Below are 22,676 nucleotides of genomic sequence, written 5' to 3'. Positions count from 1 at the left end.
CCCGGGGTGAGCCGAGGCTCAGAGCGGGCGGATGTTCTCCGCCTGCGGGCCCTTCTGGCCCTGGGTCACCTCGAACTCGACCCGCTGGTTCTCGTCCAGGCTGCGGTAGCCGGACGACTGGATCGCCGAGAAGTGGGCGAAGACGTCCGCGCCGCCGCCGTCCGGGGTGATGAAGCCGAAGCCCTTGTCAGCGTTGAACCACTTGACGGTGCCAATTGCCATTTGTTTCGTCTCCTTGACGGAACGCTCGGACCCGCACTTGTTGCGGACCCGAAGGGTGTGGACCGCGCAGTTGCGCACGGACCGGTGTCGCGCTGGTCGCCCCGCCCGGAGAACTCCGGACACAACAAAGAGCGCCTGGGGCCACAATCCCGCCAGGCGCACACAGAGTCTCTGGTAACCAAAACTGCAACTGGGAAACCGTAGCATGCCTGACGCCGTACCGGCACCCCCTGACTCCGATCATCTTGCCGCCGACCGCCCTGACCACCCTCCGCGTCGCCGTCGCTACGGCCGCTCGGCCTGCTCCGGCAGGCCGGCGAGCAGGGCGGCCAGCCCGTCGGCGTCCAACAGGTCCGCCGGCCGCACGGTCACCCCGTCCCGTACGTAGTGGAAACCGGCCCGGACGTGTTCCACCGGTACGCCGGCCAGCTCCGCCCAGGCCAGCCGGTACGCGGCCAACTGCACCGCCGCCGCCTTCGCCTCCTGCCCGGTGGGCTGCCGGCCGGTCTTCCAGTCGATCACGTCGAACCGGCCGCCCGGTGCGGTGAACACCGCGTCCATCCGGCCCCGGACCACCACACCGGCGATGACCGTGGCGAACGGCACCTCCACCTCGTACGGGCTGCGGTCGGCCCACTCGCTGGCCAGGAAGCGGTCCTGCAACTCGGCCAGGGCCTCGTCGGGTGCCGCGTCCTCGTCGGCGGAACCGGGCAACTCGTCCACGTCCAGCAGCCGCCCGGCGCCGAACCGCTGTTCCAGCCAGGCGTGGAACGCGGTGCCCCGGCGGGCGTACGGGTCGGGTCGGGCCGGCATCGGCCGGCGCAGCGTACGGGCCAGCGCCTGCGGGTCGCGGCGCAACGTCACCAGCTGCGACACCGACAGGTGACCGGGCAGCGCCACCTCGACCGGGCCGTCCCGCCGGGCCAGCCGCTCCCGTTCGGCGAGCAGCAGGTCCGCCTCCCGCCGCCAGCCCAGCACCACCGGGTCCGGCGGCTCGGTGCCGGCGTCGTCCCGGGGCGCCAGGAAGCTCCGCACCAGGGCCGCCGCCTCGGCCATCACCGGCCGGCGCGCGCCGAGCGGGTCGGCCGGCCACTCGGCCCGCATCACCACCTCGGTGGTCGGGTTGACCGCGTCACCCGCGGGTTCGGGCGCCCAGACGTCCACCACCCCGGCGCCGGCCAGGCACTGGTCGTGCACCTCGCGCAGGAACCCGGACGGGCCGCGTGGCCGCTTCACCCCGTCGCCCCACCAGTAGCCGGAGCAGAGCAGCAGCCGGCGCGGCCGGGTCACCGCCACGTACGCCAGCCGGCGCTCCTCCCGCTCGTCGTGGGCCGCCCACCGCTCGCCGAAGGTGGTCAGCGCCCGGGCCACACCGCGCTGGTCCTCGGCCTCGTCGAGCGGGAACTCCGGCAGCCCGTCCGCGTCCCCGCGCAGCGGGAACGGCAGCGCCCCGAGGCCGAAGAGGTAATGGTCGGAGCCGCGCACCAGGCCGGGCCACACGCCGCGGCTCAGCCCGGCCACCGCGACCACGTCCCACTCCAGCCCCTTCGCGGCGTGCGCGGTGAGGATCTGCACCGCGCCCTCGACCACCTCCACCTCGCCCGGGGCCAGGCCACGTTCCTCGTCCTCGGCGGCGGTGAGGAAGGCCAGGAAGGCCGACAGCGGCGCGCCGCCGGTGTCGCCGGCGAACCGGGCCGCCACGTCGCCGAGGGCGTCCAGGTGGCCGCGGGCCAGCCCGGCGTCGCCGCCCGCGCCGTCCCGGCCGGCCCGGACCGCGACCTCCACGTCCAGCCCGATGGTCCGTTCCACGTCGGCGACCAGGTCCGGCAGCGGCTGGTCCAGCCGGTGCCGGAGCAGGGCGAGTTCCAGCCCGTACGCGCGCATCCGGGCGTAGCCCTCGGCCGAGTAGAGCTGTGCCGGACCCAGGTCCGCGAGGGCCTCCACCAGCGTTGCCTCGTCGAGCTGGTCGGTCACCAGCTCCGGGTCCACCGAGCCGCTCTCCGGGCCGCCGCCGGCCAGCCGGGGCAGCTCCCGCCGAGCGGCGGCGATCGACCGGGCCCGTCGGTGCAGGGCCACCAGGTCGCGTGGGCCGATCCGCCAGCGCGCGCCGGTGAGCAGCCGCAGCAGCGACGCGCCGTCGGTCGGGTCGGCCAGCACCCGCAGGGTGCAGACCACGTCCCGGACCTCGGGGGTGTCCAGCAGGCCACCCAGGCCGACCACCTCGACCGGCAGGCCCCGGGAGCGCAGCGCCGCCTCGATCGCCGGGATCTGGCTGCGCAGCCGGACCAGGACGGCGGTCGTCGGCCGGCGGTCGACCGGGATGTGCTCGGGCAGCGCACCCGACATCCGGGCCGCGCCGCGCCAGGCCGCCAGCACGCTGTCCGCGATCCAGTCGGCCTCGTCCGCGTACGTGGGCAGCAGCGCGCAGTGCACCGTCCCGCCGCTGGCCCCGCGGGCCGTCCGGCCGGGGATCGCCTCGTCCACCCCGTACGCCGGGGCCAGCTCGGCGACCTGCGCCCCGGCGGCCCGCAGCGGGGTGGAGAGGGTGTTCGCCACGGCCAGGATCTCCGGCCGGTTGCGCCAGCTCGTGGTCAACGTCAGCACCCGGGCCGACCGGCCGTCGGCGTGCGCGAACTCGGTCGGGAACCGGTCCAGGGTGCCGGCGCTGGCCCCCCGCCAGCCGTAGATCGACTGGCACGGGTCGCCGACCGCGGTGACCGGGTGCCCACCGCCGTAGAGCGAGCACAGCAGCACCACCTGCGCGTGGCTGGTGTCCTGGTACTCGTCCAGCAGCACCACCCGGTAACGCTCCCGCTCGATCGCGCCGACCTCGGGATGGTCCCGGGCCACCCGGGCCGCGCGGGCCATCTGGTCGCCGAAGTCCATCGCCTCGAAGTCCTGCTTGCGCTGGTCGTACGCGCGGACGATGGGCAGCAGCCGGAGCCGGGCCTGCTGGATCGCCAGCGCCTTGCGGACGTCGGCGTAGACCTTGCCGGGCCGGGACTGCACCTCGGCGAAGAACCGGCCGGTCCAGCCGGCCAACTCGTCCGTGGTGACCAGGTGTTCGGCGAGTTCCCCGGCGAGCGCCAGCACCGCGTCGGTGATGGTGCTGGGCATCCGGTCCACCCCGGACATGTCCCCGTCGTAGTTGCGGACCAGCCAGTCGACCACCTGCCACCGGGTCGCCTCGGTGAGCAGCCGGGTGGACGGTTCGTAGCCGGCGCGCAGGCCGTGCTCGGTGACGATCCGGGCCGCGTACGAGTGGTAGGTGGCCACGGTCGGCTCCCCGCCGAGCGCGTCATCGGCCGGGTCCCGGCCCTCCCGCCCCAACCGGCGCACCAACTGGTCCAGCCGGGTACGGATCCGGTGCGACAGCTCACCGGCCGCCTTGCGGGTGAAGGTGAGGCCGAGGATCTGCTCCGGCCGGGCGTACCCGTTGGCGACCAGCCAGACCACCCGGGCGGCCATCGTCTCGGTCTTGCCGGAGCCGGCCCCGGCCACCACCAGCAGCGGTCGCACCGGCGCGGCCACGATGGCGGCCTGCTCCCGGGTGGGCGCGTGCAGCCGCAGCAGCTTGGCCAGCTCGACCGGGGTGTAGCGCGGGCCGGCGTCGGCCGTCCGCTGCGACGGCGCCGCGGCGAACAGGGAGGGTTGGGTCATCGGCCGTCCCCGGGAGCCCTCGGTGCCGGCGGCTCGCCGCCGCCGGCGCCACCCTCGACCGGCTGCGCGTCCGGGCGGACGGTCGGCGGCTCGACCACCTGCCGACCCTGGCCGGAGATCGGGCAGGCGCTGCGCACCGGGCAGACCCGGCACTTGGAGTTGGCCACCGCCGCGAACGTCGAGGCGGCCATCGTCTCGGCGGTGCGGCGGACCATCGCCCGCGCCCAGCTCGCCTCCTCGGCCGGATCCGCGTCGGCCGGCTCACCGTCCCCGGGTGCCGCCTGCGCCTGTTCCTTCGCCTCCTTCGCGGAGGTGCCGAGCTGCACCAGCGCCGCCCCACCGGACCGGTCGCCGTACTCGGCGAACGCGCCCGCCTCCACCGCCGTCTGGTACGCGCCGAGCTGCGGATGCTCGGCCAGCTCCGCCCCGGTGACGGCGGTGGACCGGCCGGTCTTCAGGTCGACGACGACCAGCCGCCCCTCGGCGTCCACCTCCAGCCGGTCCACCCGGCCGGACAGGTCGATCGGCCGGTCCGGGTCGTCGAGGCGGACCGCGAACTCCTGCTCGATGGCGAGCAGCCGGCGCGGGTTCCCGGCCAGCCAGCGCAGCAGCTTGTCCACCATCGCCTCGGCCCGGGCCCGTTCCGGCCCGGCCATCCAGCGGGCGGCCAGGTCGATCGCGTCGAACCGACCGGCCACGTAGTCGATCAGCTGCTGCCGGTCGACGGCGGCGTCCTCCGCCAGCATCGCGGCCGCGTGCACCAGGTTGCCGACCCCCTGCGCGGCGCTGGCCGGCCCGCCGCCGCCGTGCCGTTCCAGCAGCCAGCGCAGGCTGCACCGCAGGGCACTCTCCATGGTGGACGGGGTGACCTTGACCGGCTCCCCCGGGTCGACCAGCGGCCGGTCGTCGGAGAGCCCACGCAGGCCCCACCAGTCGTCCGGATGCGCGCCGGGCACCCCCGCGGCGGCCAGCCGGGCCAGCTCGGCCGCGGCCCCGCGCCGCCGGGCCAGTGGCAACGCCGGGTCGGTGACGGCGGTACGCAGCTCGGCCACCAGCGCCGGCAGGGTCAGTGCCCGGGGCGGCCGGCCGGCCGGCAGCTCGACGGCCCGCTCCGGCCCGTGCTCGTCGTCGTCCGGCTCGGGCGGGACCGGCGACGGGCCGGTCGGATCACCGTCCGGCCCCGGCCCACCCGACGGCCCACCCGACGGCCCACCCGACGGTCCACCCGGCGGCCCGCCCGCGGGGTCGTCGCCACCGTCACCGGCGGGCGGTTCGACCTGGCCCAGCTCGTAGAGGAAGCGGCTGGGTTGTTCCTCGTGGTCGGAGCCGCCGCCCACCGCGGCCGACGCCACCGCGCTGACCAGCAGCCACCGCCGGGCCCGGGTCGCGGCCACGTAGAACAGCCGGCGCTCCTCGTCCAGCAGGCCGGACATCTGCCCGACGATGGTGGCCACCCGACCGGCGCCCTCGGCCCGGCCGGCGAGCACGTCCACCAGCCGTTCCGAACCGAGCAGGCTGCCGCGCAGCCGCAGGTCCGGCCAGACGCCCTCCTGCACCCCGGCCACGGCGACCAGGTCCCACTCCAGCCCCTTGGCCGCGTGCGCGGTGAGCAGGCGGACCGCCTCGCCCCGGTCGGCGCTCGGGGCCAGCGTGTCGGCCGGCAACTGCTGGCCGAGCACGTGGTCGAGGAAGACCTCGGTACGCGCGCCGGGCAGCCGGTCGACGAACCGGGCCGCCGCGTCGAAGAGCACCACAACCGCGTCCAGGTCCCGGTCGGCCGAGGCGGCCCGCCAGCGCGGCCCGGCGTCGGTCTCGCCGGACGCGGCCCGGCCCCGGACGATCGCCCCGGCCCACCGGTCGGCCAGGCCGCTGGCCCGCCACACCGCCCAGAGCACCGTCTCGGCGGTGGCCCCCGACGCGGCGGCCGCCTCCCGGGCGGTCTGCAGCAGCCCGGCGACCGCCTTGGCCGGTCGCGCCCAGCGGCGGTCCACCGCGGCCAGCTCGGCCGGCTCGCGCAGCGCCTCGACCAGCAGGTCACCGGAGGGCCGCCGGTCGCCGGCGGCCAGCGCCAGTGCCCGCAGCCCCTGCCGCAACCGCCGCTCGGCCAACGGGTCGGCGTCACCCAGCGGCGAGTGCAGCAGCGCCACCGCCGCCTCCTCGTCCAGCCGGTCCGGCTCCAGCGCGCAGCGCAGCAACAGCAGCAGCGGGGCCACCCCGGGTTGCAGGTGCAGCGGCAGGTCCTCGGCGTGCACCACGGTGGGCACCCCGGCGGCGTGCAGGGCCCGCTGCAACGACGGCAGCTGCAACGTGGTCGACCGGACCAGGACCGCCATCCGCGACCACGGCACGCCGTCGAGCAGGTGCGCGGACCGCAACGCGTGCGCCAGGTAGGCCGACTCGCTGGTGGTCGAACGGAACGTGCGGACCCGGACCTCGCCGGGTTCCGCGTCGGGCAGCGGGTGCAGCTCGCGGTGCGCCACCGGCCCGCGCAACCGCCTGGCCACCCGGCCGGTCGCCGCGAGCAGCCCCGGCCCGGCCCGGTAGGAGGTGGTCAGCACCACCGTCCGGGCCACCGCGCCGGACGCCGTCCGGAACCGGTGCGGGAACGCGCCGACCCCGCTCGGGTCGGCGCCCCGGAAGGCGTACGTGGAGGAGTCCGGGTCGGCGAACGCGATTACCGTCTTGCCGCCACCCGCCACCAGGGCCAACAGGTCCTGCTGGGCCGGGTCGGTGTCGGCCAGCTCGTCGACGTAGACGTACGCCAGCCGGCGGCGCTCGGCCGCCAGCAGGTCCGGTTCGTCGGTGAGCAGGCCGGCGGCGGCCCGGACCAGCTCGGCCGCGTCGTACGCGATGGAGCCGCGGTTGGCGACGTCGCGCAGGGCCAGCACGGCGACGTACTCGCGGAGGAACCGGGCGGCGGCCGGCCAGTCCGACCGGCCCAGCCGCTCGCCGAGCCGGGCCAGTTGCACCGGGCCGACGCCGCGCTCGGCGGCCCGTAGCAGCAGGTCCCGCAGCTGCTCGGCGAACGCCCGGGTGCGCAACGCCGGGCGCAGCGACTCGGGCCAGCCGATCGGGTCGTCCGCGCCGTCCTCGCCGACCACGTCCAGCAGCTCGCGGATGATCAGATCCTGCTCGGGCCCGGTGAGCAGCCGGGGCGACGGTTCGCCGCGCTCGGCGGCGGCCCGGCGCAGCAGTCCGAACGCGTACGCCGGGAAGGTGCGCACCAGCGGCTCGTGCATCACCCGGCCGGCGGCCCCGGCGACCCGGGCCTCGATCCGGTGCCGCAGCGCGGTGGCCTGCCGCCGGCCGTAGGTGAGCACCAGGATCCGCTCCGGGTCGACGCCCTGGGCGACCCGGGCCGCCACCGCCTCCACCAGCACGTCGGTCTTGCCGGTGCCGGGCCCACCGGTGACCAGCAGCGGACCGTCGGTGTGCGCGACGACCTCGGCCTGCACGGGGTCGGCACGGCGCGCCGGCGCGGCGTCGGCCCGCCGGCGGACCAGCCGGTACGCCTGCACGCCGCCCATCAGATCACGACCGTACGACCGAGGCGCGCACCGAGGGTGCGTCGTCACCGCCGGTGTCCACAACGGTGCGCACCGCCGGTGTCCGGCCCGGTGGTCGCGGGGTGGGTTCGGCGGTCAGGCCAGCCGGGACTCGATCGCGTCGAACGCGGCCGGCACCGAGTCCACCACCACCAGCAGGTCGACCGCGGCACGACCGACGAACGCCGTACCGGTGAGGCCGCGCAGCCAGTCCACCAGGCCGCGGTAGAAACCGTCGGCGTCGAGCAGTACCACCGGCTTGTGGTGCACCCGCAGCGTCGCGGTGGTCCAGACCTCGAACAGCTCGTCCAGGGTGCCCAGCCCGCCCGGCAGGGTGAGGAAGGCGTCCGACCGGTGCATCATCACGCTCTTGCGGTCGAACATGCCGTCGGTGACCACCAGCTCGTCGGCGTGCGGGTCGGCGACCTCCAGGTCGACCAGCAGCTTCGGGATCACCCCGAGGGTGTGCGCGCCGCCGGCCCGGGCGGCGTCGGCCAGCGCGCCCATCATCCCGACGCACCCGCCGCCGGACACCAGCCGGTGTCCGCGCCGGGCGAGCTCACCGCCGGCCTCGGCGGCCAGGTCCAGCCAGCGCCGGTCGAGGGTACGGGAGGACGCGCAGAAAACGCCGATGGCGGCCACGGTTCAATCCTTTCGTCGGGGGGTGGCCGCCGCCTGCTGGGCGGCCTCGTTCTGGCTGATCGCCGACTCCTGCAGGGCCACCTGCTCGGCGGCCAGCGCCGCGTCGGCGTCCACGATGTGCTTCACCGCGGCCGGCACGTCGTCGGTCACGCAGATCAACTCCAGGTCGGTCGGGCCGATCTTGCCGTCGCCGGCCATGCTGTCGCGCAGCCAGTCGAGCAGCCCCTGCCAATAGCTCTGGCCCATCAGCACCACCGGGAACCGGGTGACCTTGCCGGTCTGCACCAGGGTCAGTGCCTCGAACAGCTCGTCCATCGTGCCGAACCCGCCGGGCAGCACCACGAACGCCTGGGCGTACTTGACGAACATCGTCTTGCGGGCGAAGAAGTAGCGGAAGTCGATGGCCAGGTCGACCCAGTCGTTGAGGCCCTGCTCGAACGGCAGCTCGATGCCGAGGCCGACCGACAGGCCGCCCGCCTCGGTCGCGCCGCGGTTGGCCGCCTCCATCACCCCGGGTCCGCCGCCGGTGATCACCGCGTACCCGGCCCGGGCCAGCGCGCCGCCCAACTCCTCGGCCAGTTGGCACTCCGGGCTGTCCCGCTTGCTGCGGGCCGAGCCGAACACGCTCACCGCCGGTGGCAGTTCGGCCAGCGTGTCGAAGCCCTCCACGAACTCCGACAGGATCCGCAGCGCCCGCCAGGCGTCCCGGGTCTTCCAGTCGGCCCGGCTGCGCGAGTCCAGCAGCCGCTGGTCGGCCGTGCTCGCCGGGATGGCCTCCCGACGCAGCGTCACCGCGCCGCGGTGCCGTTCCCGGCCCGGTTCCCGACCGCCGTTACCTCGAGTCATGCGATCAACCGTAGTGCGCCACCGGCCGGCCGGCGGCACGTCGGCCGGCCGGTCGGCAAGAAAAGGCCCGAACCGGTGCAACCAATTCGGTGGCCGGAGCGTCTTACTTTTCACATACTTGGTATGCACGGACGTCCGGCGGAGGGCCCGGACACCTCGGGGGGAGGACCAGCCGTGATGAACAACAGCGACATGCTCCGCTACCGGCGACAGATGCACCGGCGGATCCGCGACGTGGTGGCCGAGCGGCGGCTGGCCCGCCAGGTCGGTCACGCCGAGGACGACACCGAGGCCGGACCGGCCCCGGTTGAACAGACCGGGACCGATCACTCCCTGATCGCCTGATGACCCGGGCGGCGGCGCCTCAGGGCGTGCCGAGCCAGCGGTGCAGGGTGACCGCGCCCTCGCGGATCTTGTCGATCTCGACGTGCTCGTCCGGGTGGTGGGCCAGGTTCGGATCCCCCGGGCCGAAGTTCAGCGCCGGGATGCCCAACGCCGCGAAGCGGGCCACGTCGGTCCAGCCCAGCTTGCCGATCGGCGGTCGGCCCACGGCGGCCAGGAACTCCTTCGCCGGCGCGGCGGCCAGGCCCGGCGGGGCGCCCTCCACCCGGTCGGTGACGAGCACGTCGAAGCCGTCGAACACCTCGCGCAGGTGGGCCTCCGCCTCGGCACCCGTCCGGTCCGGGGCGAACCGGTAGTTGATCTCCACCTCGCAGCGGTCCGGGATCACGTTGCCGGCCACCCCGCCGGTGATCCGGACCGCGTTCATCCCCTCCCGGTAGGTGCAGCCGTCGATGGTCACCGACCGGGCCCGGTACGCCCGCAGCCGGTCCAGCACCTCCCCGGCCGCGTGGATCGCGTTCACCCCGTGCCAGGACCGGGCCGAGTGGGCCCGTACGCCGGTGGTGCTGACGATGGTGCGCATGGTGCCCTGGCAGCCGGCCTCGACGATCCCGTACGTCGGTTCGAGCAGCACCGCGAAGTCGGCGGTCAACCAGTCCGGGTGGGTCGCCGCGACCAGGGTCAGCCCGTTGTACCGGGACTCGATCTCCTCGGCCTCGTAGAACAGGTACGTCACGTCGTACCGGGGGTCGGGCAGGGTCACCGCCAGGTTCAACGCGTACGCGACGCCCGACTTCATGTCCGAGGTGCCGCAGCCGTAGAGCAGGTCGCCGCGCAGGCTGGACGGGAAGTTGTTGTTCAACGGCACCGTGTCCAGGTGCCCGGCCAGCACGACCCGGCTGGACCGGCCCAGGTCGGTACGCGCCATCACCGTGTTGCTGTGCCGGTCCACCGTCAGGTGCGGCACGGCCCGCAGCACCTCCTCCACCCAGTCGGCGATCTGCTTCTCGTTCAGCGACACCGACTCGATGTCCACCAGGGTGCGGGTCAGCGCGACGGGATCGGCCAGGACTTCGGGGGTCAGCGGGTTGGTCATGCTGGGCACGGTACCGTCAGAAACGTGAGGGCGGGCACGGTGTTCGCCCGCGGACACGCCGGGCGTACCGGCGGCGCAGGAAAGGTTGACCCGTGACGAACGCGCAGCCCGCCTGGGGTATCGGCCTGGCGACCGTGACCGCCGCCGACCAGATCCTGGACGTCTGGTACCCGACCGGGAAGCTGGGCCTGGGCGCACTGCCGCTGGTGTCCGGCGAGGACCAGGGCGACGTGCTCGACCTGCCGCCGTCGGCGATCGGCGAGCGGGCGCTGCCCGGGCTGCGTACGGTCGAGGTGACCACCGAGATCGGGTCGCTGGCCGATCCGATCAAGGACGCGGCCGACGCGTACCTGCGGTTGCACCTGCTCTCCCACCGCCTGGTGCGGCCCAACGAGCTGAACCTCGACGGCATCTTCGGGCTGCTGGCCAACGTGGCCTGGACCTCGGCCGGGCCGTGCCCGCCGGAGCGGGTCGACGAGCTGCGGGTGATCGAGCGGGCCGCCGGCCGGCACCTGGCCGTCTACGGGGTGGACAAGTTCCCCCGGATGACCGACTACGTGGTGCCCGCCGGGGTGCGGATCGCCGACGCGGACCGGGTCCGGCTCGGCGCCCACCTGGCCGCCGGCACCACCGTGATGCACGAGGGCTTCTGCAACTTCAACGCCGGCACGCTGGGCTCCTCCATGGTCGAGGGCCGGATCGTGCAGGGCGTGGTGGTCGGCGACGGCTCGGACGTCGGCGCGGGCGCCTCGATCATGGGCACCCTCTCCGGCGGCGGTACGGAGAAGGTCCGGATCGGCGAGCGCAGCCTGCTCGGCGCCAACGCCGGCATCGGCATCTCGCTGGGCGACGACTGCGTGGTCGAGGCGGGCTGCTACATCACCGCCGGCTCGAAGGTGACCCTGCCGGACGGCCGGGTGGTCAAGGCCCGCGAGCTGTCCGGGGTGAACGGGCTGCTGTTCTGGCGCAACTCGGTCACCGGCGCGCTGGAGGCGAAGCCGCGCACCGGTCGCGGCATCGAACTCAACGCCGCCCTGCACGCCAACGACTGACCGGCCCGGCCGGGGCCGGCCAGCCGCGGCGGCCAAACGTGATTGCCGCGAAAGGGGACATTCATCCGGGGTAGGCCTGGCCGATCGGACGATCCGATCGAACGGGTGTGCGCGCACTCTATGTAGTGAGGCGATTACTCTCCGGGAGGTTGCCGTGGCCGGCCGGCTGATCGAGCTCCGCGTACACGGGGTGTCAAACACCCCACCGGCGGACATCCTCGGCATGCCCCCGGCGCCGGACGGCTCGTCCGAACCGATGGCCCGGCCGTGGCTGGTCGCCGGGGACGCGACCACCGGCTTCTACCGCTCGCCGGCCGACAACCCCAACGACCCGGTGGCGGTCGAGGCGTACAGCTGGGGGCAGTTGACCTCGGGCGCCCGGGCGGCCAAGGACGTCGAACGCGCCCTGTGGACCCTGCTGCTGCCGTTCACCCTGGCCAACGTGGCGCTGCACGCCAGCCCCGAGATCCCCGCCGACCCGCGGCAGGAACGCTGGGCCAGCCGCCCCGGCATCACCGCCTGGCTGGTCCGGCTGTTCTGCCTCAGCCTGACCGTGACGTTCGTGCTGGCCGCGGCCGGCCTGGGCGTCGACCTGATCGGCTGGCAGTGCGTCGACCGCGCCTGCCTGAAGCAGATCCCCGGCCCGTGGGAGTTCCTCGGCACCGGCTGGTGGAGCGAGTCCACCCACCCGCTCGCCGTCGGCCTGCTGCTGCCGCTCACCCTGCTTGCCGTGGTGGGCCTGCTGACCTGGCGGACGTACCAGTACGAGGCGGAGATGCCGGCCGCGCCGGCCGACCCGGCGGACCGGCCGCTGGACAACCCGCTGCAGGATCCCACCTTCTGGTGCGGCGAGGGGCAGGTGCGCCGGTTGGCCGCGCTGCACCTGGCCACCGGCGCCGCGGTGGCCGCCGCCGTCCCGCTCGGCGCGGTCATCATCTCCGAACCCCTGGTCGGCGCGCGGGCGGCGGTCGGCTGGCCGGCCGCGGCCGCGCTCGGCGCGAGCGTCGTGCTGGCCGCCGCGGCGCTGGGCCACCCGTACGCCACCCGGCGCAGCGGCGACACCCCGGTCGGCCGGTACGGGACGGTCATCGTCTGCCTCGCCCTGCTCGGCGTGGTCGGCACCTTCCTGGTGCTGCTGCTGCCGGACGTCCCCGCCGGGAGCCGGCTGGCCGGCCTGCGCCCGCCGCCGGGCTGCGCCACCGACGCGACCATCGCCGGCTGCGGCCAGGACCGGTCGCTGCCCGGCTACGAGGCACTGATCGCCTGGCTGTCCAGCTTCCAGGTGCTGCTGCTGATCGCGGTCGCCGGCGTCGCCCGGACCGGCCGGTGGGCGCTCTGCCCGCCGATCATGGCGGCGCTGGCCCTCCCGCTCGGCCACCTGTGGGCCACCGATCGGCTGCCCGGGACCACCCCGCCGCCGTCCTACCTGCGTACCTGGATGGTCACCGGCGTCGTCGTCGCGCTGGCCGCGGCGGTCACCCTGCTGCTGCCCCGGCATCCGACCCGGCCGCCCGAGCGACCACCGGACCGACGTACGGCGATGGCCTGGGGCGGTCGCGGCCCGGCGGTGCTCGCCGGGCTCGGCTGGCTGCTCACCGTCTCGTACAGCGTCGGGGTGCTCTACTGGGCCGCCAACCGGCTCAACCACGGCACCGCGCCGGGCGGGCTCCCGCCGGTCACCCTGCCGGTCCCGGTGCTCTGGGCCGGGCCGGCGTTCGTCGTCGCGTTGCTGGTCGCGGCCGGCGTCGCCGGTCGGGCCTGGCTGCTGTTCGCGGGGCTGCGCCGGCGCTGCCTGGCCGAGTTGTTCCACCAGGCCGGCGAGTTGTCCGCGCACGAACGCCGGCGGGCCCGGGACGTGGCCAGCTTCCGCGCCCTGCACCGGCTGGTCGGCGGGCACGCCCTGCGCCTGGTCGGGCGGCTCACCACCGCCGCGGTCGGCCTCGCCGCCGCCGGTACGGTCGCCGCCCTGGCCGGCCTGCGCCCGCAGCCGCGCAGCCCGGACGCCTGGGCCATGGCGGTCAAGGCGGCGGTCGACGTCGGCGCCTCGCTCGCCGGCCTGCTCCCGGTGCTGATCGCCGGGGTGGGGCTGCTCGTCTACCGCAACGACAGCGTGCGCCGGGCGGTGGGCGTGATCTGGGACGTCGGTACGTTCTGGCCCCGCTCGGCGCATCCGCTCGCCCCACCCAGCTACGCCGAGCGGGCCGTACCGCAGCTGCAGACCCGCACCACCGGGCTGCTCGCGCTGCCCGAGCAGGACCCACGCCGGGCCGAGGCAATCGTCCTGTCCGGACACAGCCAGGGCGCCGTGATCTCCGCCGCGGTCATCCTGCAGCTGCCGTCCCGCTGGCGCCGCCGGGTCTGGTTCTTCTCGTACGGCTGTCAGCTCACCCGCCTCTACGGCCGGGTCTTCCCGGCCTACTTCGGCCCGGACCGGCTGCCCGCCGTGGCCGCCACCCTCACCGGCCCGAGCGACCAGCCCCGCTGGACGAACTTCTGGCGGGAGACCGACCCGCTCGGCTGGCCGGTCGGCGCCGGCGAACGCCAGATCCCGGTCCGCGACCCGGAGGCGCTGCACCCGCGCGACGGCGAGGTCCGCGACCCCCCGATCCGCAGCCACGGCGGCTACCCCGAATCCCCGGAATACCAGCTCGAACGCTCGGCCGTGGTCGCGGCGATGCTCACCGGCGCGGTTCCCGTCCCGCGCCGTCCCAGCACGCCCACCCCCGACCCCACCGAACCCACCCCGACCCCGCCCTAGCGGCTGGTCTCATGAGGCGTCGCGACACGCCGAACAGATCGGTGATCGTGTCATCAGCAGTGTTGTTGATAGTGTCGCCGATGTGACCATGAGCATTTCCATCACGCTGGATGACGACCTCGGCGCAGAACTCAACGCGGCTGTCGCCGGCAGCAATCGGTCAGCGCTGGTCGCGGAGGCGATCCGCGAATATCTCGATAAGCGCGCCATCGCGGACGCCACGGCGTGGCACGCCACACTTGACGGCGAGGACGCCGCCGCGTTCGCTGACTTCAACGCGGCGTGGTAGGCGCGGCGGCGCTCGCCCGAGGCGACGTCGTCGACTACCTCTTGGGCAGCCGACGCATCCGAGTCCTGGTGGTGAGTGCGAACGCATACTCCCGCGCCTATCCGATCATTGTGTTGATCCACAGCCGCGCTGACGGCGATGTTCCTGGCATCCTGTTGCCACTTCCCGCCGACCTGGCGGGTGGCGGCACGATCGACCTCTCCCGGATCCGGTTCGCCGACCCGTCGGCCTTCGGCCACCGTCACGGCCGCATCCCCGCCGCGCTCGTGGCGAAGGTCGACCACGGTCTACGCCGCCTGCTCTCGCTCTAGCATTCAGCGGCCGTGGTCAAGGCGTACTCGGGTCAGGTGGCGCGCAGGGCCTCGCGTACCGACGGGTCGGCGGGTGACTGGACCGCCGGTGGGCGGTCGCGGACCGCGTCCCAGGCCGCCTTGCCGCAGGCGAAGTAGTCCCGGACGGCCTTCTCCGCCAGCAGGCCCGCCGAACAGCCGGGGCAGCCCGCGGTGACCCCTTCGGTCGCCAGTCCCACGTGCCGGCAGAGCGCCACCGCGCGGGACAGGTGGTAGTCCTGCGTCACGATCAGCGCGCTCGTCACGCCGTAGACGTCGCGCGCCCGGACGCAACTGTCGTAGGTGTCCAGCCCGTACCTGTCGGACACCACCTGCCGCCGATCGACGCCGAGCCCGGCCAGATAGTCCGTCATCACGGTGGGTTCGTCACCGGACGCGCCGCCGCCGTCCCCGGAGACCAGGACCGCCCGGACCCGACCGGCCCGGACCAACTCGGCGGCGGCATCCAGCCGCCCGGTCAGCCGGTCACCCGGACGCTGCCGGTCGGCCGCCACCTCGGTGCCCAGCACGATCACCACGTCGGCGACGGGTGCGTCGGCCACGTCGTACTCGTGCCCGGCCGCGGCGACCTCCGTCCACAGCCACGGCGCACTGACCAGTACGAGTCCGGCCACCGCGATGCCCGCCGCGGTCAGCAGCAGACGTCGTCGCCGCATCTGTCACTCCCCTTGGAGGGTGAACGTCCGACCTGTCCCGGATCAGCCGACCGGGCCGATCCGCTTCGCGAGATCCACGAAACCCCGCCACTGCGCCGGCCCGAAGGCGAGGTTCCCACCGTCCCGGTCCTTGCTGTCCCGGACCAGCACCACCCCGCCAAGGTTGTCAGCGACCTCGACGCACGAACCGCCGTTGTTGCCGCTGCGTGTGCTCTTCCGCCAACGCGCTCCGGTCACGTCCATGATGATGCCGCTTCCTTGATCAGATCCAGGGACTGGCCTCGGGAGAGCGCTTCGCCCCGGATGAGTTCCCACCGTCGGTCAAAGGTAGCAATGTTTCGCGGACCCCTTTCCACATGTGCCTGGGCCTGGCTGTCCACATGCGCGACCCGCTCGCCGTCCGGCAACTCGGCAATGATGAACGGCCCGCCGAGACCCGGGTACATGCCGACGCCCACCGGCACGAGGTGGATCTGCACCGTCGGGAGCATCGCGCACTCCGCCAGAAACTCGCACTGCTCGCGCATCAACTTGCGGTCGCCATAGGCGGATCGACGAAGCACCGCCTCCTCCAGCACGGCCGTCAGCAGCGGCGGTCGGTCCCGGCGCAAAATCGCCTGACGCCCCAGCCGCGCCGCCACAAGGTGATCCACTTCCTCCGGCGTCAATGCCTCTCCCGTGAGAGTCGCCCGCGCGTAGGCCTCGGTCTGCAGCAGGCCCGGCACCCAGGCCAACTCGAACCATCGGAGGGCCGTCGCCTCCCGCTCCCATTCGACCCACTCACGCAACCACACCGGCTCCCGACGCTTCAGGACGTCCGGCCAAAGGTCCACAACGTCCTGTCCGAGTACCTCGGCGGCTACCGATCGGTGTCGGGCGTGTGGGATGCGGCCCGGGGTGACCCAGCGCGCCACCGTCTTCGGATCCACCCCTACCTTCTCCGCAAGTGACTCGGCGGTCTCGCCGGCCGCCACCATGGCCGCACGCAGGACGATGTTCATCAACACTCCCCATCGGACGTTCCGAATATCCGCGCAGCACACCGTAGCGCAGTGTAAGCGTCCCGTCACCCCCGGAATGCTGTCGGTCAGCGGAACCGCTCGGGGCTGCGGCAACAGACCCGAACTGCGAACGGGCGGAACCGTGTGGGCCGCCCCACCGGAGGGGCGGCCCCGTCCAACGACGAGGGGGCCCGCCCGATGTGTGACCAGGCCATGAAGGAACTACCGCCCGGCGTACGACCGCACGTCCCCCGGCGTCCACTGTGGCTCTGCCGGGCCTGCGCCGACGTCTGGCCGTGTCCGACCGCCCGCCTCAAACTGAAGGCCGTGTACGGCGACGACCGGGCCGGCCTGTGCGTCCTCCTCTGCGGTCTGCTCTACGAGGCGATCGAGGACCTGCACCGGCTCAACCCGCGCACCGGACCGAGCCCCCAGGGCCTGTTCGACCGCCTGGTCGGCTGGGCCGCCCCGCGCAGCCACGTCGACTGACCGCCGCCCGCTGTCGAATCGCGCCGGCCGGGCCGGTGGCGGAAAATGGGCCGGTGCCGGCGGCCATGGCTTAGACCCGGCTCACACCGCTGAAGGACAGCACCGGCCGCGCGGTCACCGCTCGCTCCGCTGCATCGCGCGCCGCGCCGCCGGCCGGGCCGCCCGGCGCGACCGGACCGGCGCGGCGAGCCGACCACCCCGGCGCAGCACCGTCGCCTCGACGTGGTCGAGCCACCGCACCTCGCCCTCCAGCGCGAACACCACGCTGTCCAGCAGCAGCACACCGGCGTCGTCACCGTCGGCCTCGGCGTCCCGCCGCAGGCTGGTGTAGTCGCGCATCATCCGCAGCGACTCCGTACGCTGCCGCTGCACCACCGTGGTGACGTCGACCCCGGGGGTGGTGGCCGCCATCAGCAGCTTGACGGCCAGCTCGTTGCGGGGCCGGTCGGCATCCGTCACCGGCGTGCTGAACCACTCGTCCAGCGTCGCCCGGCCGGCCTCGGTCATCGTGTACATCGCCCGCCCGTCGGCGTTCGTGCCCTCGGCCGCGACCAGGCCGTCCCGCTCCAGCCGCTCCAGGGTGGTGTAGACCTGACCGACGTTGACCGCCCAGGTGCCCCCGGTCCGTTCGTCGAACTCGATACGCAACTGGTAGCCGTACTTGGGGCCGTCGGCGAACAACGCCAGCAGGCCGAACTTCACGCTCATCGCCGTTACCTTACCTGGTAAGTAGTTACTGGGTAAGTGGTCCCGGACCGTTGCGGCACCGTTGTCAACCTGACCGCCACGGACCCGCGTGTGAACGACACGCCTGGGTAAGCGGGCGACGGATGCGCAGCAGATGACCGCTGACCTGCCCGGATCCGAGAAATTCCCGGAGTCGGCAGGCATGGATCGGCTCCCCCCGGGCAGGGGACAGGGGCAGGGAGCACAGCCGGCAACCAGGACTGTCCAGCATGAAGGAGAGCAGACCTGGTCATATGCGCCACTGGAGGAGCTTCTATGACCGAGCAGAGCAAACAGGTGGGTCAGCACGCCGCCCAGGCCGGTGGCGAGGTGGCGCAGACCGCCCAGCAGGAGGGCCGCCAGGTCGCGCAGGAGGCGAAGACGCAGGCCCGGGACCTGATGGGCGAGACGCGGGGCCAGCTCCAGGAACAGGCCCGGCAGCAGCAACACCGGGCCGCGTCCGGCCTGCGCGGCATCGGCTCCGAGCTGCGTTCGATGACCGACCGCGCGGAGTCGTCCGGACCGGCCGCCGAACTGCTCCGGCAGGCCGGCGGGCGGATCGACGGTGCCGCCGACTGGCTGGAGAACCGGGAACCCGGCCAGCTCGTGGAAGAGGTGCGGGGCTACGCCCGGCGGCACCCGGTGGCCTTCCTTGCCGGCGCCGCCGCACTCGGCGTGCTGGCCGGCCGGTTGACCCGCAACGTGACCGCCGCGTCGCACCACGGACCGTCGTCCACCGCAGCCGCGCCGTCCGGTGCCGGCGACGGCCGGTCAAGCTACGGACGGGGTCAGGCCGGTACGGGCCAGGCCGGTACGGGGACGCAGACCGGCAGATCGCGGCCGGCGTTCGAGGAGCCGGCGGCGTACCCGACGGTCGAGACACCGTACGGCGAGGACGTGCACGGCGCGGGACGGCGGGCATGACCGCGCCCGGCAGCCGGGACGGCTACGCCCAGCCCACCGGGTACGCGGACCCGGCGGGAGCGCCGGACATCCAGGGCCGGTCCCTCGGCGACCTGATGGGCGAGGTCACCCGGGACATGTCCACGCTGGTCCGCCAGGAGGTCGAGCTGGCCAAGGCGGAACTGCGCGAGGACGCCAGGAGGGCCGGCAAGGCCGCCGGCATGTTCGGCGGCGCCGGTGTCGCGGGCTTCCTCGTCCTGTTCTTCCTGTCCAACGCCCTGTGGTGGGGCCTGTCGAACGTCATGGATCAGGGCTGGGCGGCACTGATCGTCGCGGTGATCTGGGCCGTGATCGGCGCCGTGCTGTACTCCCGGGCGCGTACTCAGATGAAGAACGTCCGGGGGTTGTCCCGGACGGCCGACACCGCCCGGCAGGTTCCCGATGCGCTGAAGCCCCACGGAGGAGGCAACTGATGACGGATCCGGACCAGATCAAGCAGCAGATCGAGACCACCCGCCGGGACCTGAGCGACGACGTGGACGCGTTGGCCTACAAGGCCAGCCCGCACCGGATGGTCGAGGACCGAAAGCAGCGGATGCGCGGTGCCGTCACCAACGTGAAGGACAGGATCATGGGTAGCGCGCACCAGGCGGGCGACGCGGGTCAGTCCACGATGGGCACCATGCAGGACAAGGCGCACTCGGCGACCGCCACCATGCAGGACGCGGCGCAGCGAGCGCCGCAGACGGTACGCCAGCAGGCCCAGGGAAACCCGCTGGCGGTCGGTCTGATCGCCTTCGGCGTGGGCTGGCTGGTGTCCTCGCTGCTGCCGGAGAGCCAGCGGGAGCAGCAGGCCGCCGAGCGTCTCAAGGAGGGGGTGCGGGAGCACTCCGGCACCATCAAGGAGAAGGCCGGCGACGTCGCGCACGAGGTGAGGGGCAACCTCCAGGAACCGGCCCGACAGGCCGCCCAGTCGGTCCGCGACCGGGCCGGCTCGGCGGCGCAGAACATCAAGGAGGGCAGCCGGTCCGAGGCGGCCCAGGTCCGTGACCACGCCCAGGACGCCCGGAACGACATGCGGTCGTAACCGGAAGCGGGTCGGCGGGCGGTGCGGCTCCGGCCGTACCGCCCGCCCCTACCTCGCGGCTCCGCCCGCGCCGCCGGCCGGCCGGTCGCGCCGGTGGCGGCCCTCAGTGACGGGTACGCCGGGCCAGCCAGCCCGTCATTGCGCGGACGCCGTGACCGATGGCCCGCTCGTCCGGGTCGAAGCTATCGAAGTGCGAGTAACTGGTCTCGATGGCGGCGCCGGGCGCCCGGACGCCAAGGAAGGTGTACGTGCCGGGAACCCGGTCGAGGAACAGGCCGAAGTCCTCACCGCTGAACGGGACCGCGGCGTACGCCACCCGGGTCCGGTCGCGGCCGACGGCCCGGTGCAGGTACCGCTCGAGCGCCAGACCCTCCGGGCGGGGGCAGACCATGGCGGGGAACGGATCGTCCGGAAAGGCGACCGACGCCGCGCCGGACGCCTGGCCGAGACGGCGAACGTCCGCGCGGATTCCGGCATACCGGCTCTCCGGCCAGCACCGGTACGACACCTGGATCTCGGCCCGGTCCTCGGCCCCGGACACCCGGGTCGACATGAAGACGAACCTCTCCAGCGGCCCGTGCGGCGTCTGGAGGTCGGCCACCAACCGTTCGAGGTCGGCGGACGTAGCGGGGCGGGAGACCGTACCGAGCGCGTCGATCCGCGCCGCGAGCTGGCGCGCCCGCGCCACCGCGTCCGCGCCGGTGAACGTGACCAGGCCGCGGTCCCGGCCCGGCAGCCCGGACCCGGGTGTGACGACGAACTGGCCGACCGGAAACGGACCGCAGTGCAAGGCGTGGATCTCCGCGGGCCGGTGCCGGGCGAACACGCCGTCGGCGAGCATGGCGGCGGCGCCGGTGAGCTGCTCCTCGGCCGGCTGGAAGACGAACATGGCCGTGCCGTTCAGCCGTTCGCGCAATCGCGCCAGGACCGACGCGACACCCACGCCCACGGCGGTGTGCAGGTCGTGCCCGCACAGGTGGGCCACCTCCGCGCCGCCCCCGACCTGGTCGCCGGGCGGCACGGCGTCCATGTCGGCCCGGTAGGCCACCGTCCGACCGGGCCGGGCACCACGGAGGATCCCCACCACCCCGTGTCCACCGACGCCCGTGTTGACGTCCAGACCGGCCGCCCGGAGCCGCTGCGCCACCAGCCCGGCGGTGCGCTGCTCCTGACCCGCCGCCTCGGGGTGCCGGTGGATCTCCCGGCGCAGCGCGATCAGCGAGGAATCCAATCCGGACGCGACCTCGTCCACCAGGCGATCGTCCACCCGTCCGGGCGTCCGCCTCCCGCCCGCGTACGCCGACGAAGCCGGCCCCAGCAGCACCGCCGCACTCGCGGCGGCGCCACCGAGCACGGCGCGCCGCCCGACGACGCGATCTTTTGAATCCCCCACGGTTCCTCCAGTGACAGGTACGAGGGCCAGCTACCCGAACTGACCAGATCGACCTTGTCGCACCCGACCGTGGATCACACTGACGCCTGCCCCCGGATCCGGCCTAGGGCTGTCCCTACCCCGGCCGCCCCACCCCGGCCGCCCCACCCCGGCCGCCCCGGTCCGGCCGCCCCACCCCGGCCGCCCCGGTCCGGCCGGCCGGAACGGCGGTCGCCCGGGAGACGGCCGATACTTCACGCCGCCCGCGGTCAGGCCGGCCACGATCCGGCGCTGGAACATCAGCACCAACACGACCAGCGGGATGGTGACCAGCACGCCGGCGGCCATCTGACTGCCGAACGGGGTCTCGAACTTCGTCGCGAACTTCGTCGCGCCGGTGAACTTGGCGATGGCCACCGGCGCGGTCTGCACGGCCGCGTCGTCGGTCATGCTCAGCGCGATCATGAATTCGTTCCAGGCCCCGACGAACACCACGATGGCCACCACCGGGAACATCGACATCGCGATGACGAACAGCAGCAGCGTGCGCTTGAACCGCAGCGGCAACCGGGCCAGGGCGTAACCGCAGACCGTACCGATCAGCAGCGCCAGCACCGTGGTCGTGCCGGCCACGACCAGACTGTTCAGCAGCGCCCGGCCGAAGCCCTGGGCCGGGTCCAGCACGGCCCGGTAGTTCTCCAGCGAGACCGGGTCCGGCAGCGGCGACTTGGCGAAGATGTTGGACGTGCGGCGCAGGCTGGACACGATCATCCAGTAGAACGGCGCCACGCAGTACAACACGATGACGGCCATTCCCGCGTACACCAGGCCCGCGCGCCAGCCGCGGCGCTGTCGGATCCCGCGGTCGCCCGCCGGGCGCGGCGCCGCGGGTCGGGCCCGCCGGTCCGGTTCGGTGCCGATTGTCATGACCGCGTTCCCGCCTTTTCGGGTACGCCGGCACCCCGGCCCGGGCGCCGCGGCTGGTTCCGGCGCCGGCCGCGCGAGCGCTCGGCCGCGTCGCCGAGCAGGTCGGCCCCGAGCAGCTTCACGAAGGCCACCGCGACCAGGAACAGATAGAGGAAGAGCACCACGGCGTACGCGGCGGCCGGGCCGTACCGGGTGTTCGCCGCCTCGTTCTGGGCCAGCATCGACAGGGTCTCCACCGAACTCTTGCGCGGCCCGATCAGCACGTACGGCAGGTCGAACATCCGCAGCGTGTCGAGGATCCGGAAGAGGACCGCCACCAGCAGGGCCGGCCGGACCAGCGGCAGCGTGACGCTGACCAGCCGCCGCCAGGCCGACGCGCCGTCCAGTTGGGCCGCCTCGTGGATTTCCGGCGCGATCAGTTGCAACCCGGCCAGCACCAGCACTGGTGGTAGGCGACAGCACGAGCCCTCCACCGACCGGTGCGAGCCGACGTCAGTAAGCGAACCGACGGCAGTGAGCGGAACAAGCCGTCCCGGAGCGGGCACGAAGCCGCCACCTCTGCTACGGCGGCGCCGCCGCGCGGCACCGCCACCATGCGCAGCACCGCCATCCCCACCGCGCAGCACCACCACCGCGCGGCACCACCATTTCGGCTGCGGCAGTGACGCAGCGCGGCACGGCCGCGACCGGCGCAGCCGAGAGCGGAGCCGCGT

22 protein-coding genes are annotated in these 22,676 nt (G+C 73.9%); 9 read left to right on the top strand and 13 right to left on the bottom strand.

Annotated elements, in window-relative coordinates:
- Positions 1-18: 18 nt before the first annotated feature.
- The 5 genes from cspE to ACFOX0_RS13280 form a co-directional block, all read right to left on the bottom strand.
- Positions 19-222 (bottom strand): transcription antiterminator/RNA stability regulator CspE, encoded by a 204-nt coding sequence (gene cspE / locus ACFOX0_RS13300; protein ID WP_007464836.1) that lies wholly within the window; start codon positions 220-222, stop codon positions 19-21.
- 285 nt (positions 223-507) lie between these two features.
- Positions 508-3,882, bottom strand: a complete 3,375-nt coding sequence (locus ACFOX0_RS13295) for an ATP-dependent helicase (RefSeq protein ID WP_377545243.1) — start codon at positions 3,880-3,882, stop codon at positions 508-510.
- The gene (locus tag ACFOX0_RS13290; RefSeq protein WP_377545462.1) at positions 3,879-7,400 is read right to left on the bottom strand and encodes an ATP-dependent helicase; all 3,522 of its coding nucleotides are present in this window, start codon (positions 7,398-7,400) and stop codon (positions 3,879-3,881) included. Before ACFOX0_RS13290 ends, ACFOX0_RS13295 begins: the two co-directional genes overlap by 4 nt.
- A 123-nt stretch (positions 7,401-7,523) precedes the next feature.
- Positions 7,524-8,069, bottom strand: a complete 546-nt coding sequence (locus ACFOX0_RS13285; RefSeq protein WP_377545241.1) for an LOG family protein — start codon at positions 8,067-8,069, stop codon at positions 7,524-7,526.
- A 3-nt stretch (positions 8,070-8,072) separates the two neighbouring features.
- Complete coding sequence (locus ACFOX0_RS13280; protein WP_377545239.1) at positions 8,073-8,915, bottom strand: LOG family protein; 843 nt, start codon at positions 8,913-8,915, stop codon at positions 8,073-8,075.
- Positions 8,916-9,092: 177 nt separating this feature from the next.
- Between ACFOX0_RS13280 and ACFOX0_RS13275 the strand changes: the two genes are divergently transcribed.
- Positions 9,093-9,260 carry a hypothetical protein gene (locus tag ACFOX0_RS13275; protein ID WP_377545237.1) on the top strand — a complete coding sequence of 56 codons (168 nt, stop codon included), beginning with the start codon at positions 9,093-9,095 and terminating at the stop codon, positions 9,258-9,260.
- A 19-nt stretch (positions 9,261-9,279) separates the two neighbouring features.
- On the opposite strand, the gene dapE is transcribed toward ACFOX0_RS13275, so the two are convergent.
- Entirely contained in the window at positions 9,280-10,353 is a 1,074-nt protein-coding gene (dapE, locus tag ACFOX0_RS13270; protein WP_377545235.1) for a succinyl-diaminopimelate desuccinylase, read from the bottom strand.
- A gap of 92 nt (positions 10,354-10,445) precedes the next feature.
- On the opposite strand from dapE, the gene dapD reads away from it, so the two are divergent.
- The 4 genes from dapD to ACFOX0_RS13250 all read left to right on the top strand — a co-directional run bounded on the left by dapD (position 10,446) and on the right by ACFOX0_RS13250 (position 14,763).
- Positions 10,446-11,405 carry a 2,3,4,5-tetrahydropyridine-2,6-dicarboxylate N-succinyltransferase gene (gene dapD, locus ACFOX0_RS13265; RefSeq protein ID WP_377545233.1) on the top strand — a complete coding sequence of 320 codons (960 nt, stop codon included), beginning with the start codon at positions 10,446-10,448 and terminating at the stop codon, positions 11,403-11,405.
- Positions 11,406-11,559: 154 nt separating this feature from the next.
- Entirely contained in the window at positions 11,560-14,163 is a 2,604-nt protein-coding gene (locus ACFOX0_RS13260) for a hypothetical protein (protein WP_377545231.1), read from the top strand.
- An 82-nt stretch (positions 14,164-14,245) separates the two neighbouring features.
- Positions 14,246-14,452: a ribbon-helix-helix domain-containing protein gene (locus ACFOX0_RS13255; protein WP_377545229.1), complete on the top strand. Its 207-nt coding sequence runs from the start codon at positions 14,246-14,248 to the stop codon at positions 14,450-14,452.
- Positions 14,446-14,763 carry a type II toxin-antitoxin system PemK/MazF family toxin gene (locus ACFOX0_RS13250; RefSeq protein ID WP_377545227.1) on the top strand — a complete coding sequence of 106 codons (318 nt, stop codon included), beginning with the start codon at positions 14,446-14,448 and terminating at the stop codon, positions 14,761-14,763. Before ACFOX0_RS13255 ends, ACFOX0_RS13250 begins: the two co-directional genes overlap by 7 nt.
- Before the next feature lie 32 nt (positions 14,764-14,795).
- Here ACFOX0_RS13250 and ACFOX0_RS13245 read toward each other — a convergent pair whose 3' ends face one another.
- From ACFOX0_RS13245 to ACFOX0_RS13235, 3 genes are read right to left on the bottom strand one after another with little or no spacing between them, the layout of a single operon-like run.
- Positions 14,796-15,458: a SanA/YdcF family protein gene (locus ACFOX0_RS13245; RefSeq protein ID WP_377545225.1), complete on the bottom strand. Its 663-nt coding sequence runs from the start codon at positions 15,456-15,458 to the stop codon at positions 14,796-14,798.
- 42 nt (positions 15,459-15,500) lie between these two features.
- Positions 15,501-15,701, bottom strand: a complete 201-nt coding sequence (locus ACFOX0_RS13240; RefSeq protein ID WP_377545223.1) for a DUF397 domain-containing protein — start codon at positions 15,699-15,701, stop codon at positions 15,501-15,503.
- Entirely contained in the window at positions 15,692-16,459 is a 768-nt protein-coding gene (locus ACFOX0_RS13235; RefSeq protein WP_377545221.1) for a helix-turn-helix domain-containing protein, read from the bottom strand. Before ACFOX0_RS13235 ends, ACFOX0_RS13240 begins: the two co-directional genes overlap by 10 nt.
- A gap of 198 nt (positions 16,460-16,657) precedes the next feature.
- Here ACFOX0_RS13235 and ACFOX0_RS13230 point away from each other — a divergent pair, with 198 nt between their 5' ends.
- Positions 16,658-16,948, top strand: coding sequence for a hypothetical protein (locus ACFOX0_RS13230; RefSeq protein WP_377545219.1), 291 nt, complete (start codon positions 16,658-16,660; stop codon positions 16,946-16,948).
- Positions 16,949-17,062: 114 nt separating this feature from the next.
- Here the strand turns inward: ACFOX0_RS13230 and ACFOX0_RS13225 are convergent, their stop codons facing one another.
- Positions 17,063-17,656: a PadR family transcriptional regulator gene (locus ACFOX0_RS13225; protein ID WP_377545217.1), complete on the bottom strand. Its 594-nt coding sequence runs from the start codon at positions 17,654-17,656 to the stop codon at positions 17,063-17,065.
- A 294-nt stretch (positions 17,657-17,950) separates the two neighbouring features.
- Between ACFOX0_RS13225 and ACFOX0_RS13220 the strand changes: the two genes are divergently transcribed.
- From ACFOX0_RS13220 to ACFOX0_RS13210, 3 genes are read left to right on the top strand one after another with little or no spacing between them, the layout of a single operon-like run.
- Entirely contained in the window at positions 17,951-18,598 is a 648-nt protein-coding gene (locus ACFOX0_RS13220) for a hypothetical protein (protein ID WP_377545216.1), read from the top strand.
- Positions 18,595-19,050 carry a phage holin family protein gene (locus ACFOX0_RS13215; RefSeq protein ID WP_377545215.1) on the top strand — a complete coding sequence of 152 codons (456 nt, stop codon included), beginning with the start codon at positions 18,595-18,597 and terminating at the stop codon, positions 19,048-19,050. Before ACFOX0_RS13220 ends, ACFOX0_RS13215 begins: the two co-directional genes overlap by 4 nt.
- Positions 19,050-19,664, top strand: a complete 615-nt coding sequence (locus ACFOX0_RS13210; protein ID WP_377545214.1) for a DUF3618 domain-containing protein — start codon at positions 19,050-19,052, stop codon at positions 19,662-19,664. Before ACFOX0_RS13215 ends, ACFOX0_RS13210 begins: the two co-directional genes overlap by 1 nt.
- A gap of 103 nt (positions 19,665-19,767) precedes the next feature.
- Here ACFOX0_RS13210 and ACFOX0_RS13205 read toward each other — a convergent pair whose 3' ends face one another.
- Genes ACFOX0_RS13205 through ACFOX0_RS13195 form a run of 3 tightly spaced genes read right to left on the bottom strand, consistent with a single transcriptional unit; the run spans position 19,768 to position 22,406 of the window.
- Positions 19,768-21,057: a M20 metallopeptidase family protein gene (locus tag ACFOX0_RS13205; protein WP_377545212.1), complete on the bottom strand. Its 1,290-nt coding sequence runs from the start codon at positions 21,055-21,057 to the stop codon at positions 19,768-19,770.
- A gap of 30 nt (positions 21,058-21,087) precedes the next feature.
- Complete coding sequence (locus ACFOX0_RS13200; RefSeq protein WP_377545210.1) at positions 21,088-21,963, bottom strand: carbohydrate ABC transporter permease; 876 nt, start codon at positions 21,961-21,963, stop codon at positions 21,088-21,090.
- On the bottom strand, positions 21,960-22,406 hold the full coding sequence (locus tag ACFOX0_RS13195) for a carbohydrate ABC transporter permease (RefSeq protein ID WP_377545208.1): 447 nt from the start codon (positions 22,404-22,406) through the stop codon (positions 21,960-21,962). Before ACFOX0_RS13195 ends, ACFOX0_RS13200 begins: the two co-directional genes overlap by 4 nt.
- Between the last annotated feature and the right edge of the window lie 270 nt (positions 22,407-22,676).

Source organism: Micromonospora zhanjiangensis (assembly GCF_042650605.1).
GTDB classification, from domain to species: Bacteria; Actinomycetota; Actinomycetes; order Mycobacteriales; family Micromonosporaceae; genus Micromonospora_J; species Micromonospora_J zhanjiangensis.
Note: the sequence above shows the minus strand (reverse complement) of the source record. Positions and strands in the feature narration are given on the sequence as shown.

What these genes read in the sequence shown, in the direction of transcription:
- cspE (WP_007464836.1), bottom strand. Translation starts at nt 222, where the DNA reads ATGGCAATTGGCACCGTCAAGTGGTTCAACGCTGACAAGGGCTTCGGC.
- ACFOX0_RS13295 (WP_377545243.1), bottom strand. Translation starts at nt 3,882, where the DNA reads ATGACCCAACCCTCCCTGTTCGCCGCGGCGCCGTCGCAGCGGACGGCC.
- ACFOX0_RS13280 (WP_377545239.1), bottom strand. Translation starts at nt 8,915, where the DNA reads ATGACTCGAGGTAACGGCGGTCGGGAACCGGGCCGGGAACGGCACCGC.
- ACFOX0_RS13275 (WP_377545237.1), top strand. Translation starts at nt 9,093, where the DNA reads ATGAACAACAGCGACATGCTCCGCTACCGGCGACAGATGCACCGGCGG.
- dapE (WP_377545235.1), bottom strand. Translation starts at nt 10,353, where the DNA reads ATGACCAACCCGCTGACCCCCGAAGTCCTGGCCGATCCCGTCGCGCTG.
- ACFOX0_RS13245 (WP_377545225.1), bottom strand. Translation starts at nt 15,458, where the DNA reads ATGCGGCGACGACGTCTGCTGCTGACCGCGGCGGGCATCGCGGTGGCC.
- ACFOX0_RS13240 (WP_377545223.1), bottom strand. Translation starts at nt 15,701, where the DNA reads ATGGACGTGACCGGAGCGCGTTGGCGGAAGAGCACACGCAGCGGCAAC.
- ACFOX0_RS13235 (WP_377545221.1), bottom strand. Translation starts at nt 16,459, where the DNA reads ATGAACATCGTCCTGCGTGCGGCCATGGTGGCGGCCGGCGAGACCGCC.
- ACFOX0_RS13230 (WP_377545219.1), top strand. Translation starts at nt 16,658, where the DNA reads ATGTGTGACCAGGCCATGAAGGAACTACCGCCCGGCGTACGACCGCAC.
- ACFOX0_RS13225 (WP_377545217.1), bottom strand. Translation starts at nt 17,656, where the DNA reads ATGAGCGTGAAGTTCGGCCTGCTGGCGTTGTTCGCCGACGGCCCCAAG.
- ACFOX0_RS13220 (WP_377545216.1), top strand. Translation starts at nt 17,951, where the DNA reads ATGACCGAGCAGAGCAAACAGGTGGGTCAGCACGCCGCCCAGGCCGGT.
- ACFOX0_RS13215 (WP_377545215.1), top strand. Translation starts at nt 18,595, where the DNA reads ATGACCGCGCCCGGCAGCCGGGACGGCTACGCCCAGCCCACCGGGTAC.
- ACFOX0_RS13210 (WP_377545214.1), top strand. Translation starts at nt 19,050, where the DNA reads ATGACGGATCCGGACCAGATCAAGCAGCAGATCGAGACCACCCGCCGG.
- ACFOX0_RS13200 (WP_377545210.1), bottom strand. Translation starts at nt 21,963, where the DNA reads ATGACAATCGGCACCGAACCGGACCGGCGGGCCCGACCCGCGGCGCCG.